Source organism: Streptomyces vulcanius (assembly GCF_042653945.1).
GTDB classification, from domain to species: domain Bacteria; phylum Actinomycetota; class Actinomycetes; order Streptomycetales; family Streptomycetaceae; genus Streptomyces; species Streptomyces mangrovi.
In genome coordinates this window covers 1-12,526 of sequence record NZ_JBHSFK010000051.1, presented here as the reverse complement: position 1 = coordinate 12,526, position 12,526 = coordinate 1, and the positions used below count along the sequence as shown (strand labels likewise).

Sequence of the window (12,526 nt, the reverse complement as noted above, 5' to 3'; positions counted from 1 at the left end):
AGCCCTCATGATCCTCGTGACCGGTGCCACCGGAAACATAGGCAGGACCCTGGTGAAGGGGTTACTGGCGGTCGGTGCCGGGCCGCTCCGGGGACTCACCCGTGATGCCGCGCGGGCTGCGTTTCCCCAGGGTGTCGAAGCCGTGGAGGGCGACATGACGAGGCCGTCCTCGCTCGGGGCCGCACTCCAGGGGGCGCGTTCACTCTTCCTGCTGTCACGCATGGGCCCGGATGCCGAGATCCTTCGGTCCGCCCGGCGGATGGGCGTGGAGCACGTGGTGCTGGTGTCGTCCATTACCGTCCAGAGCCACCCCCATCTGGGCCCGGCCCGCGAGAACCTGGCCGTCGAACGGCTGGTCGAGGACAGCGGCATGGCGTGGACGATCCTGCGGCCCACACAGTTCGCCTCCAACGCCCTGTGGTGGGCGGACGCGGTCCGTGAGCGCCGTCCGGTCCGGATCCCGTACCCGGACGTCGGCCTGCCGGCCATCCACCCGGCGGACATCGCATCGGTGGCGCGCGCGGCACTGACCGAACCCGGCCACGAAGGACTGACGTACGCGCTCACCGGCCCGGAGCGGATCACTCCCCGCCGGCAGCTCGCGGCCATCGCGAGAGCGGTGGGGCGGGACATCCCGCTCACCGAGATCAGCCGGACGGAGGCCCACCGAGACCTGGCAGCACTCCTCGGCGACGAGGCCGCGTCCGCCGTCCTCGACATCACCGGCGGCGACATCAACGAGGAACTGCTCACGATCCACGACACCGTCCCCCGGCTCACCCGCGTCGCTGCACGGACCTTCGGGCAGTGGGGCGCGGAGAACGCGGACGCGTTCCGCTGAACTCCCGGCGTTTCAGCTCGATCTTCACGACCACGCCCCGCCGCCGGTAGAACATCCGGATCGGTACGACCGTCGTGGCCACGCGTGCGGAACAGTCGGCGCCCACTGTGCCCACTCCGTTTCGCGCCCCGGTCAGAGCCGGTTCCTGATGCGGCAGTGCCATGACGGTGGTGGTGGTCCTGGGTTCGTTGCACGCGCCCGTCGGCCGTGGTTGGCTCGTCCGATGGAGCTTCTGTTGACGGCGAGTGGCCTGCGCAACGAGACATTGCGGGATGCGCTGCGGGACATGCTGGGAAAGCCGTTCGGGTCGGCGAACGTCGTGTACGTTCCCACGGCGTCGGTTGCCGAGCCCGGGGATCACGGGTGGTTCGTCGCGGACATGAACCGACTGCACGGCCTCGGCTGGCGGGAGTTCGACGTCCTGGAGCTGAACGGTCTTCCCCGGCGGATGGTGCTCGACCGGCTGCTCCACGCCGACGTCATCTATGTCGCGGGCGGCAGTCACTACCACCTTGCGCGCAGCGTCACCGGCAACGACCTGGCCGACGGTTTCCTGGAGGCGCTGGCGAGCCGGGTCTATGTGGGGGTGAGCGCCGGATCAATGATCTTCAGCCGGAACCTCACCGAGCACTCCGCCGACGTCATCGGGGACACCAGGGACCTCCACGTGCTCGGCGCGACGACCGTGGAGCCGCCGTTCGGCCTCTTCGACTGGTATCTCAAGCCCCACCTGTACTCGCCGAATTTTCCCGAGCGGGACGACTCCTGGGCTGATCGCATTGCCTCGCGGGCGGACTTCCCGATCTACTTCATCGACGACGAGACGGCCATTCGCGTCAGGGACGACAAGATGGATGTCATTTCTGAAGGCCGGTGGCGGTTCCACCCGTGACTCAACGCGTGGTGGGGAGCCCCGGGCGGGGCAGTGCCGCGCTCAGCGGCGCGCTGACGCGGAGCCGTCAGGAGCCGAATCAGGTGACCTGAACCAGGACGATCCGTTCGCCGCGTGCATCTGTCAGATAGGTGAGCATGAGCAGCCCGCGACTCTCCGTGCGCACACCCGGCCCTGGTCCGGCATAGGAGGAGCCTTCCAGGAAGACCATGGACTCGCGGACGGCGAACTCGGTGGCCAGCCGCTCCGTCTCGGCGCGTGCCGGATCCGGGAGTCCGTCCAGCAGGTCGTCCTGGAAGAGCTCCCAGTGCCAGTCAGCCACCGGCGACCTCGTGGTGTGCGGCGCGGACGATCTCCCCGGCTTCCCGGATGGCACGGTCGCGTACGGCCGGATCCGGATCGCTGATGGCTCGCTCGGCGGTGATCGCGCAGCGCCATGACGGATCGCGCCAGCTGCTTCACACGTTCCACTTCACCGTTCAGCCCCGGGCGCTCGGCCATGCCGAGTCGACGGCGGGCCTCGCCGACCGCCGCCAACGCGACCAAAGCCCGCAGGTCGTCCTGGGCTCGCCCGGCCGCCAGCCGCTCGACGTGCGGGATCACCTGCTCCAGGTGGTCCCTGAACTCCTCACCAAGGCGTTTCACGGTCTGATGGCGCGGCAGCGTCTCCTGGGCAAGAAGCCAGGACGCCGCAGCACCCACCATGGGCTTGGCCGGCGACAGGGCTTCCTGCTCCGTCCGAAGCGGCTGCGGCTCCTCCGGCTCCGTTGAAGTCGAAGCGGTCTTGAACACCGCCCACACGGTCTTGCCCAGGTCGTGCACCGTCACGCCGAAGTCGTCGGCGAGAGCCATCACGAGGCGAAGTCCTCTGCCGCGACACTCCTCGGCGTTCCCCTGCGCCGGCTCCGGACACCCGCCCCCGCTGTCCCGCACTCCGACACGGATCAGCGGACCGCCGAAGTCGAGCTCCACACAAAACTGGCGCCCTGGCGGGACCCCGTGCAACAGGGCGTTCGTAGCGAGTTCCGAGACGCACAGCCGCACGTCGTCGTGCCGGTCGCCGCAACCCCATTCCGTGAGCGCTTCGAGGACAAAGGCGCGTGCGGCGCCCACGGAGCTGCGAGCCCGAGGGAACCGGCGTTGCAACGGCGGCAGGGCTTGGGAGCGAGTCGCTTAACGTGTAAAGCGGCAAGGTCGGAACCCCACGCAGGAGGACACCGTGAGCGACAGCACGTGGGTCAGTACCTCGATGCCGTACCTGACGCCGCAGAAGCAGGGTCAGCCAGACGCCTGGGGAGCGGAGGCCGCCGCCCGCGGTGGGAAGGGCGGTCAGCGCATCGCTTACGCCGGCGAGGTGCCCGCTCCGGACGAGGTTGCCACCCTGCTCGGCCTGCCCCCGGGAGACCCGGTCGTCGTACGCCGCAGGATCATCGAACTCGACGGTGAGCCCTGCGAGTTGACGGACACCTACTACCCGGTGCCCATCGCACGCGGCACCCGACTCGCCGAGAAGGGAAAGATCCCCGGCGGCGCCGTGACCTACCTCGCCGAGCGAGGCCACGTCGGCGCACAGGTGCAGGAGGACGTGACCGCGCGCATGCCCGACGCGGAGGAGCGCGAAGCCCTGCGGATGGGCCAGGACGAGCCGGTCCTCCGACTGAGCAGGGTCACGCTCGACGGCAGGGACAGGCCCATCCAGGTCGACATGATGGTCATGCCGGCTCATCGACAGCGGCTGCGCTACGAGATCCGGATCGGATGACCATGCCCACTATCGACACGCACCACCTGGACCGGCGCTCGCTCCACGAGCGGATCGCCGCCGACCTCCGGGACGAGATCATGAGCGGCGACCTGACACCAGGCACCCCTCTGCCCTCCACCGCCCAGCTCAAGGTCCGCTTCGACGCCGCCAACGCCACCATCCAGAAGGCGCTCCAGATCCTCAAGGACGAGCGGCTCGTCGTAGGCCGTGCCGGGGCAGCGGTCACCGTGCGCGAACATCGTCAGCAGACCATGCGCCCCGCCGCCTACATGGCGCCGGCCGCCCCGGGAGAGCCCTACCGGTGGCTGACCGAGGCCGAGAAGCTCGGAACACGGGCGAGCAGCACGCTGCTGGACGTGGCGGAGGTCCGGCCGCCCGCAGACGTCTCGGCGGCCCTGCGCCTCTCCGACGGCGACACGGCAGTCCTGCGCCACCAAGTCCTCTCCGTCGACGACGAGCCGGTCGAGTTGGTGAAGTCCTATTACCCGCCGGCCATCGCCCGGGGCACCGCGATCGTGGAGAAACGGAAGATCAGAGGCGGTACCCCGGCGCTCCTCACCGAACTCGGATTCCCGCCGCGCCTGAGTACCGACCGGGTCTCCGCCAGGGTGCCCACACAGGAGCAGTACCAGTCGCTGGAACTCCCCAGCGACCTTCCGGTGCTCCGCACCCTGCGCGTCGTGTACAGCGACCACGACCTCCCGATCGAAGTCACCGTCATGGTCAAGGCGGGTCACCTGCATGAGGTGCAGTACGACGTCACAGCCGATTGACCGGCCGAAGCCCGGAGGGCGAAGGCGTCAGGCCTTGGGCTTGGTGGGCTTGAGTACGCGGTGTTCCGTCTTGGACTTGTCGAGGACCATCACCAGGCCGGTGATCACCGCGAAGATCACGATCGGGGCCGCGACGTAGAGGCCGAGCGTGTCGGCGATGCTCAGGCCCGGGCCGGGGTCGTCGCCGTCGTCGCGGGTCAGCGCGAGCGCCGGGGACGACATGAGCAGCATCATCAGCGTCGTACCGGCCGCCAGGGCACCGGCGCGCAGAGCGTTCTTCTTGTCCACCGTGCAAAAGTAGCGAACGCGTGGAAGCGCCGCGCGCCCGGGGTGCCGTATGGGGGCGTGCCCTACCCCTCGTCCTCCTCTCTCAGGACCTCGAACAGCGCGTGCAGGCGCGGTGAGGCCGTCAGTTCCTCCAGGGGCATCGGCCGTCCGTCCCCGTCGGCGATCGGCAGGCGCCAGTTCGGGTACTGGTCCCAGGTGCCGGGGAGGTTCTGCGGGCGGCGGTCGCCGACGCCGTCCGGGAGCCAGACGCCGATCATGCGGGCGGGGGTGCGCAGCAGGAACCGGTGGACGGCCTGGACCTGCGCCTCCTCCGAGGACGGGTCGCCGCCCCCGCCGCTGCCGGCCAGCAGCCCCAGCCGGGTGAGCAGGGCCAGCCACTCCGCCGTGTCGGCGGCGGCCTCGGCCCGCTCCTCCTCCAGCGGGCGGGTCAGCAGGCCGAGCCGCTCACGCAGTTCGACGTGTTCGCCGGTGAGCCGGGCCGCGGTGGACGGCAGGTCGTGGGTGGTGGCGGTGGCCAGGCAGTCGGCGCGCCAGCGGTCGGGAGGCAGGGGGCGTCCGTCACCGTCCCAGTCCCGTTCGAACCACAGGACGGACGTGCCGAGCACCCCGCGCTCGCGCAGTGCCTCGCGCACACCCGGCTCCACGGTGCCGAGGTCCTCGCCGATCACGATCGAACCCGCCCGCGACGCCTCGAGGACGAGTACGGCGAGCATGGCCTCCGCGTCGTAACGGACGTACGTCCCCTCCGTGGGCGGCTGCCCCTGCGGCACCCACCAGAGCCGGAAGAGGCCCATGACATGGTCGATGCGCAGGGCGCCTGCGTACCGGAAGAGACCGCGCAGCAGCCGGCGGTACGGCGCGTAGCCGGAGTCGGCGAGCCGGTCGGGGCGCCAGGGCGGCAGGCCCCAGTCCTGGCCGCGCGCGTTGAAGGCGTCCGGCGGGGCGCCGACCGACATCCCGGCGGCGAAGAAGTCCTGCTGCGCCCACGCGTCCGCGCCCCCGGGGTGCACCCCGACGGCCAGGTCGTGCACGATCCCGATCCCCATCCCCGCCTCGCGCGCGACGCGCTGGGCGGCGGTGAGCTGGGTGTCGGTGAGCCAGGCGAGCCGGGAGTGGAAGTCGACCCGGTCCATCAACTCCCGTCGCGCACGGGCGGTTTCCGCCGACCGGGGATCCGTCAACCCCGCCGGCCACCGCTGCCACTCCGGCCCGTGCGCCTCGGCGAGCGCGCACCAGGTGGCATGGTCCTCGAGCGCCTGCCCCTGCTCGGCGAGGAAGTCGCAGTAGGCGGCACGGCGACCGGGCCCGAGGGGCACGCCCCCGATGGCCTCCAGCGCCTCCCGCTTCAGCTCCCACACCGCGTCCCGGTCGATCAGCTCCCCCTTCTCCAGTACGGCGTCCCGCAGCCGCGCCGCCCGCTCCGGCAGGGAGCCGGGGTCGACGTACGCGTACTCGGGGACGTCCTCCACCCGCAGGTGCACGGGGTCGGGGAAGCGGCGCGAGGACGGCCGGTAGGGGGAGGGGTCGGTCGGCGCCCCGGGAACACCCGCATGCAACGGGTTGACCTGCACGAACCCGACCCCGAGCGTCCGCCCCGCCCACCCCGAGAGCTCCGCCAGATCCCCGAGATCACCCATCCCCCAGGAACGCCGGGAGAGGAGTGAGTACAGCTGGACGAGAATCCCGTACGACCGTCCCGTCGGCGGCGCGGGCAGCCGGGGCGGCGCTACGACGAGGTGTGCGTGGTCGGTACGGCCGTCGGGGGCGGTGACGGTCAACTGGTGAACGCCGCAGGGAAGCTCATCGAGGTCGTCGCCCACCTCCCCCTCCTCCGTCTCCACCCGCACCCGGGTCCCCTCGGGGAGCGCGGCGAGCGCCTCGCACGGGCTGCCGCTCCACTGGACCACGGTCGGCGGCAGCAGCCGTTCCCGCAGTTCACCCTCCCTCGCGTCGAGCGCGGCCCGGACGGCTTCCGGCGTACCGGCGTCGACACCGAGGGCGGCCAGAACGCCGGTCACCGCGGCGGCGGAGGCGGTGACCGTGCGGTCCGGGGAGGGCTGGTAGGAAACGGCGACACCGTGCAGCGCGGCGAGCCGGGCGAGCTCCTCGCCGAGGGGTTCGGTCATCTACGGCCTCGTGGAGTCGGGGTCCGCGGCGGCGAGCGGCGGTTCACTGGTCAGGGGCTCGGCATCAGGGAGTGGGGGTTCGCTGGTCAGCGGGGGTTCGGCGGAAGCGCCTTCCGAGCTCAGCGGGGCTTCCGCGAGCTGGTCGAAGGGCTCCGCCGGGCGTTTGGAACGGACCGGTGCGATCACGATGGCCTCCTTGTGCGGGTACGGCATCGGCTACCGCAGCCCTACCCAGCGGACGCGAGGCCAGACGTCTCTCACCGCCGAAGAGCCCTTACATCCCGTACGAGCGCGCAGACAGCGCTGAGGACGACGAGCCCGGCCACCCCCGGCCGGAACTCACGCACCCCGACCAAAAGGAACAGCAGGCTGGCGAGAACACCGAAGACAGAAACCGACACGCTGACGCCATTGCTCACACCCGCCACACTAGCGCCGCGGACGCGCTGCACTCCGTCCAGGCGGCGGGGCGTGCGGAGGCGGCGCCTTTTGGTGTGTGTGCGGGCCTCTCAGGTGGTGGAGCGGGCTGTCGCTACCGCCTTGCGGAGGTCGGGGAGGTTGCCGTAGAGGGTTGTGCCGGGGCAGTCGGTGGCGAGCCAGTCGCGGTGGCCGCTGATCATCTGGACGTCCTTGGTGACGCCGTTGACGGGGTTGACGAAGGTGACGGCGGCCTTGGGGTCGAGGTCGTGGTAGTCGGACAGGGCCGCGAGAAGCCTGGTCAGCGACGCGCCGGCCGCGGCGGTCGGGGCCTGGCTCTCGAAGGTGCCGAGCACCGCGATGCCGAGGTTGCCCGAGTTGAAGCCGGACGTGTGGAAGGCGGTGACCATCTTGCCGTCGGCGTTGTGGGCCGGGATGCCGTCGGTGCCCGTGTAGCGGCCCTCGTAGACGAGACCCGCCTCGTCGATGAGGAAGTGGTAGCCGATGTCGCCCCAGTCGTTCGTGATCGCGTGCAGGTAGTAGTACGCGCGGATGGTGGCGGCCGGGTCGGTGTCGCCGTTGGCGCCCGCCGTGTGGTGCACGGTGAGGGTCTGGGCCGGGTAGTAGGTCTGCGGCGAGTTCTCGGTGCCGTCGGCCTTGAAGCGGAGGGACTCGTCGGCGCCCCAACCCGCCCGGGTGATGTACTCGACGCCCCGGAACGACGCGGTGTCGGTCTTCACGGTGACGTCGAAGGTCGGGCCGTTGACCGTGTCGATGGCGGTGGAACGTACGTCGGTCGCGCCGTCCGGCATCCGGAGTTCGTAACCGGAGGCCCCGCCGACGGGCACCAGCACGCTCGCGCTCTTCGCAGGGTCCCCGGCGTCCCCGTCGGCCCCGGCCGCGCAGACCGGCTTCAGGGTCTGCCACGCGCCGGCCTTGCCGTCCTGGTCGAGCAGTCTGATGGCGGCACCCCGCTGCGCCCCGGTCCAGGTGACCCCGACGAACTCGACGGGGAAGGCCGACTCCACGGACCGCGCCGCGGCACCCGAGAACGTCTTCGCCCGGGTACGGGGAACCCGCCGTGTCCGTGTCGAGGGCTCCGCCTGGGCGGCCGAGGCGAGGACGGGGACGCTGACAGCGGCGCCGGCCGCGAGACCGGCCGCTTCGAGGACGGTACGGCGGGTCAAGGCGCGCTTGTTCTGACGCAAGGCTGATCCCTTCGGGGCGTACGAGGTGTCGTGCGGACATCCTCGGCCAGAAGAGATCTTCCGGTCCGGATCACCTCCGTCGCCGTCCGGCCACGCTCCAGCACATGCCCAGGTGAAACGCCGTTCCAGGGACGGGAGTTGCCCTCGAAGGCGCGCACAGAGTGCACCAGATCTGCCCGTGAAAGGGCGCCCGGTGTGTCACCGGGCGCCCATGTCACCGTACGGACGACTACGAGGCGTCGGCCGCCTGGGCCCGCAGTGCGCGCTCCACGCCCGCGCGGGACTCGGAGACGAGGCGGCGCAGGGAGGCGTTCGGCTCGGCGGCGGACAGCCAGGCGTCCGTCCTGTCCAGGGTCTCGCGGGAGACGTGGATCGTCGGGTAGAGGCCGACGGCGATCTGCTGGGCGATCTCGTGCGAACGGGAGTCCCAGATGTCCTTGACGACGGCGAAGTACCGGTCCGCGTAAGGGGCCAGCAGCTCACGCTGGTCGGTCTGGACGAAGCCGCCGATGACGGCCTCCTGGACGGCGTTGGGCAGCTTGTCGTCCTCGACGACCGACGCCCACGCCTCCGCCTTGGCCTCCGGCGACGGGCGGGAGGCACGGGCGGTCGCCGCGTGGCGCTCGCCGGCGGCGGTCCTGTCGCGCTCGTACTCGGCGGCGATCTCCGCCTCGTCGAACCGGCCGACCGCTGTGAGCCGCTGGACGAAGGCCCAGCGCAGCTCGGTGTCGACGGCGAGCCCCTCGACGGTCTGCGTGTTGTCGAGCAGGGCCTCCAGGAGGTCCAGCTGCTCCGGCGTACGGGCGGTCGCGGCGAACGCGCGGGCCCAGGCCAGCTGGTGGTCGCTGCCGGGGGCCGCGGACCGCAGATGGGCCAGGGTGGCGTCGGTCCAGCGGGTGAGGAGGGCCTCACGGGTGGCCGGGGCGCCGTACAGGTCGATGGCGAGCTTGACCTGACGGTGCAGCGACTGGACCACCCCGATGTCGGACTCCTTGCCGATGCCGGACAGCACCAGGGACAGGTAGTCGCGGGTGGGCAGTTCGGCGTCCCGGGTCATGTCCCAGGCCGACGCCCAGCACAGGGCGCGGGGGAGCGAGGACTCGAAGTCGCCGAGGTGGTCGGTGACGAACGCGAGGGACTGCTCGTCGAGGCGGACCTTCGCGTACGAGAGGTCGTCGTCGTTGAGCAGGACGACGTCCGGACGGCGCTTGCCGACCAGTTGCGGTACGGCGGTCAGCGCGCCGTCGACGTCCAGCTCCACACGCTCGCCGCGCAGCAGCTTGCCGCTGTCCTCGTCGAGGTCGTACAGGCCGACGGCGATGCGGTGCGGGCGGAGGGTCGGCTCGCCCTTGGCGCCGGCGGGGAGGGCGGGGGCCTCCTGGCGGATCGCGAAGGACGTGATGACACCGTCGGCGTCCGTCTCGATCTCGGGGCGGAGGATGTTGATGCCCGCCGTCTCCAGCCACGCCTTCGACCAGGCCTTCAGATCGCGGCCGGAGGTCTCCTCCAGCGCGCCCAGGAGGTCCGACAGACGCGTGTTGCCGTAGGCATGGCGCTTGAAGTACGCCTGCACGCCCGTGAAGAACTCGTCCATTCCGACGTACGCGACGAGCTGCTTGAGGACGGACGCGCCCTTGGCGTAGGTGATGCCGTCGAAGTTGACGAGCACGTCGTCGAGGTCGCGGATCTCCGCCATGATCGGGTGGGTGGAGGGCAGCTGGTCCTGCCGGTACGCCCACGTCTTCATGGAGTTGGCGAACGTCGTCCACGAGTGCGGCCAGCGCGACTGCGGGGCGTACGCCTGGCACGCGATGGAGGTGTACGTGGCGAACGACTCGTTCAGCCACAGGTCGTTCCACCACTCCATGGTGACCAGGTCGCCGAACCACATGTGGGCCAGCTCGTGCAGGATCGTCTCGGCACGCACCTCGTACGCGGCGTCGGTCACCTTGGACCGGAACACGTACTGGTCGCGGATCGTCACCGCGCCCGCGTTCTCCATCGCGCCCGCGTTGAACTCCGGCACGAACAGCTGGTCGTACTTCTTGAACGGGTACGCGTAGTCGAACTTCTCCTGGAACCAGTCGAAGCCCTGCCGGGTGACCTCGAAGATCGCGTCCGAGTCGAGGAACTCCGCGAGGGAGGGCCGGCAGTAGATGCCGAGGGGGACGCTCTGCCCGTCCTTCTCGTACACGCTGTGGACGCTGTGGTACGGGCCCACGACGAGAGCCGTGATGTACGAGGAGATCCTCGGCGTCGGCTCGAAGGCCCAGACGTCGTCCTTGGGCTCCGGCGTCGGGGAGTTGGAGACGACCGTCCAGCCGCTCGGTGCCTTCACCGTGAACTGGAAGGCGGCCTTCAGGTCCGGCTGCTCGAAGCTCGCGAACACCCGGCGCGCGTCCGGCACCTCGAACTGGGTGTACAGGTACGCCTGTTCGTCCACCGGGTCGACGAACCGGTGCAGGCCCTCACCCGTGTTGGTGTACGCGCAGTCCGCCACGACCCGCAGGACGTTACGGCCCTGAAGCAGGCCCGGCAGCGCGATCCGGGAGTCCTTGAAGACCTCGGCCGGGTCGAGCGGGTCGCCGTTGAGGGTGACCTCGTGGACGGCCGGCGCCACCAGGTCGATGAACGACTCGGCTCCGCCCTCCGCGACATCGAAGCGCACCGTCGTCACGGACCTGTAGGTGCCGCCCTCCTGCGCTCCGGAGAGGTCGAGATCGATCTCGTACGAGTCAACGGTGAGCAGCTTCGCCCGCTGCTGCGCCTCTTCGCGAGTCAGGTTTGTGCCAGGCACGCGGTCATCTCCTCGTTATGTGTGGGTTGCGCCATCCTTCCACGGGAGGGGTGCGTGGGGCGACGACGTTCCTGGCGGCCGGAGGCGCGGATACCCGGCGGTCGCGCGGTCCGGTCTGCGGGACGGGGGTGGGACGGCGGGTCTTCGGGGCTGAATGGTGGAACCATGCCTTCCACCTCGCCCCCCGCCGCTGTCTCCCCGGACCTCTTCTCCGTACCGTCCCGGCCCTGGGCCGGCGTGCTCGCTCTCGGCGGTGCCACCTTCTCCGTCGTCTCCACCGAGATGCTGCCCGTCGGACTGCTCACCCCCCTCGACGACGGGCTGGACGTCTCCGCGGGCACCGCCGGGCTCACGCTCACCCTGCCCGGACTGGTCGCCGCCGTCGCCGCGCCGCTGCTGCCGGTCGCCGTACGGCGGGCCGACCGGCGCCGGGTGCTGTGCGCGTTACTGCTCCTGCTCGGCGCCGCCGATCTCCTCTCCGCCCTCGCCACCGACATCGCGGTCCTGCTCGCCGCCCGCGCGCTGGTCGGGATCTGCATCGGCGGGGTGTGGGCGCTCGCCGCCGGGCTCGCCGTACGGCTCGTTCCGGCGGCCTCGGTCGGACGGGCCACCTCCGTCGTCTTCAGCGGGATCGCCGTCGCCTCGGTCCTCGGGATCCCGGCCGGCACGCTCCTGGGCGCGCTCGCCGGCTGGCGGTGGGCGTTCGCCGCGCTCGCCGTCCTGGCGGCCGTGACCGCCCTGGCACTGGCCCTCGCCCTTCCGCCGCTCCCTGCCGAACAGCCCGTCCGGCTGGGGGAGTTGCGGCGGCTCGCGGGCGACTCCCGGGTACGGCGCGGGGTGGGCGCGGTGGCGGTGCTGGTCGTCGGCCACTTCGCGGCGTACACCTACGTGCGGCCGGTCCTGGAACGCGTGCCCGGACTCGGCTCCGGGCAGATCGGCATGCTGCTTCTCGGCTACGGTCTCGCGGGCGTCGTCGGTACGTTCGCCGGGGGCGTCCTCGCCGCGCGGTCTCCGCGGCGCACGCTGGTCGTCATAGCGGCCGGGCTCGGCACCGTCGTTCTCCTCCTCGTGCCCGCCAGGGCTTCCGCCGGTGCCTCCGCCGCCCTGCTCATCCTCTGGGGCCTGGTCTACGGCGGTGTCTCCGTGTCCGCCCAGACCTGGCTGTCGGCCGCGGTGCCGCAGGCGCGTGAGCCGTTGTCCGCGTTGCTCGCCGGTGTCTTCAACACCGCGATCGCCCTCGGGGCGTTCACCGGTGGGCGTACCGTCGACGCGCTGGGCCTCACGGCGGTCCTGTGTGTCGGCGCGACGTCGGCCCTGCTGGCGCTGCCCCTGCTCTTCCCACCCTCCCACCCGTCTCGGTTGTCCAGAAGGCGCCCCCCCGGGGGCTCCGCCCCCAGACCCCCCTTTGCCCACCCACCC

The 12,526-nt window shown here is 71.1% G+C and carries 11 protein-coding genes and 1 pseudogene; 5 read left to right on the top strand and 7 right to left on the bottom strand.

Translation table 11 applies throughout. From position 1 onward, the window contains the following. The first annotated feature begins 7 nt into the window (after window positions 1–7). Entirely contained in the window at window positions 8–841 is an 834-nt protein-coding gene (locus tag ACFPIH_RS48040; RefSeq protein ID WP_381173219.1) for an SDR family oxidoreductase, read from the top strand. 223 nt (window positions 842–1,064) lie between these two features. After that, a complete protein-coding gene (locus ACFPIH_RS48035; protein ID WP_381173217.1) occupies window positions 1,065–1,733 on the top strand; it encodes a Type 1 glutamine amidotransferase-like domain-containing protein in 669 nt (222 codons plus the stop codon). A gap of 79 nt (window positions 1,734–1,812) precedes the next feature. Here the strand turns inward: ACFPIH_RS48035 and ACFPIH_RS48030 are convergent, their stop codons facing one another. After that, a complete protein-coding gene (locus ACFPIH_RS48030) occupies window positions 1,813–2,055 on the bottom strand; it encodes a hypothetical protein (protein WP_381173367.1) in 243 nt (80 codons plus the stop codon). Between the two features lie 158 nt (window positions 2,056–2,213). Then, a pseudogene (locus ACFPIH_RS48025) lies at window positions 2,214–2,846 on the bottom strand (DUF6415 family natural product biosynthesis protein); the annotation flags it as partial. A 106-nt stretch (window positions 2,847–2,952) separates the two neighbouring features. On the opposite strand from ACFPIH_RS48025, the gene ACFPIH_RS48020 reads away from it, so the two are divergent. Further along, window positions 2,953–3,495: a GntR family transcriptional regulator gene (locus ACFPIH_RS48020; protein ID WP_381173215.1), complete on the top strand. Its 543-nt coding sequence runs from the start codon at window positions 2,953–2,955 to the stop codon at window positions 3,493–3,495. Continuing rightward, window positions 3,492–4,271, top strand: a complete 780-nt coding sequence (locus ACFPIH_RS48015) for a GntR family transcriptional regulator (protein ID WP_381173213.1) — start codon at window positions 3,492–3,494, stop codon at window positions 4,269–4,271. The genes ACFPIH_RS48020 and ACFPIH_RS48015 overlap by 4 nt, the downstream gene beginning before the upstream one ends. Window positions 4,272–4,298: 27 nt before the next feature. Here the strand turns inward: ACFPIH_RS48015 and ACFPIH_RS48010 are convergent, their stop codons facing one another. The 5 genes from ACFPIH_RS48010 to pepN all read right to left on the bottom strand — a co-directional run bounded on the left by ACFPIH_RS48010 (window position 4,299) and on the right by pepN (window position 11,107). Beyond that, window positions 4,299–4,559 carry a hypothetical protein gene (locus ACFPIH_RS48010; RefSeq protein ID WP_381173211.1) on the bottom strand — a complete coding sequence of 87 codons (261 nt, stop codon included), beginning with the start codon at window positions 4,557–4,559 and terminating at the stop codon, window positions 4,299–4,301. A 62-nt stretch (window positions 4,560–4,621) separates the two neighbouring features. Continuing rightward, window positions 4,622–6,685 (bottom strand): 4-alpha-glucanotransferase, encoded by a 2,064-nt coding sequence (gene malQ / locus ACFPIH_RS48005; RefSeq protein WP_381173209.1) that lies wholly within the window; start codon window positions 6,683–6,685, stop codon window positions 4,622–4,624. Beyond that, window positions 6,686–6,898: a hypothetical protein gene (locus ACFPIH_RS48000; RefSeq protein ID WP_381173206.1), complete on the bottom strand. Its 213-nt coding sequence runs from the start codon at window positions 6,896–6,898 to the stop codon at window positions 6,686–6,688. Between the two features lie 296 nt (window positions 6,899–7,194). Further along, window positions 7,195–8,310, bottom strand: coding sequence for a peptidoglycan recognition protein family protein (locus ACFPIH_RS47995; protein ID WP_381173204.1), 1,116 nt, complete (start codon window positions 8,308–8,310; stop codon window positions 7,195–7,197). A gap of 229 nt (window positions 8,311–8,539) precedes the next feature. Next, complete coding sequence (gene pepN / locus ACFPIH_RS47990) at window positions 8,540–11,107, bottom strand: aminopeptidase N (protein ID WP_381173202.1); 2,568 nt, start codon at window positions 11,105–11,107, stop codon at window positions 8,540–8,542. A gap of 165 nt (window positions 11,108–11,272) precedes the next feature. On the opposite strand from pepN, the gene ACFPIH_RS47985 reads away from it, so the two are divergent. After that, on the top strand, window positions 11,273–12,526 hold a 1,254-nt coding region (locus tag ACFPIH_RS47985), incomplete at its 3' end, for an MFS transporter (RefSeq protein WP_385878994.1).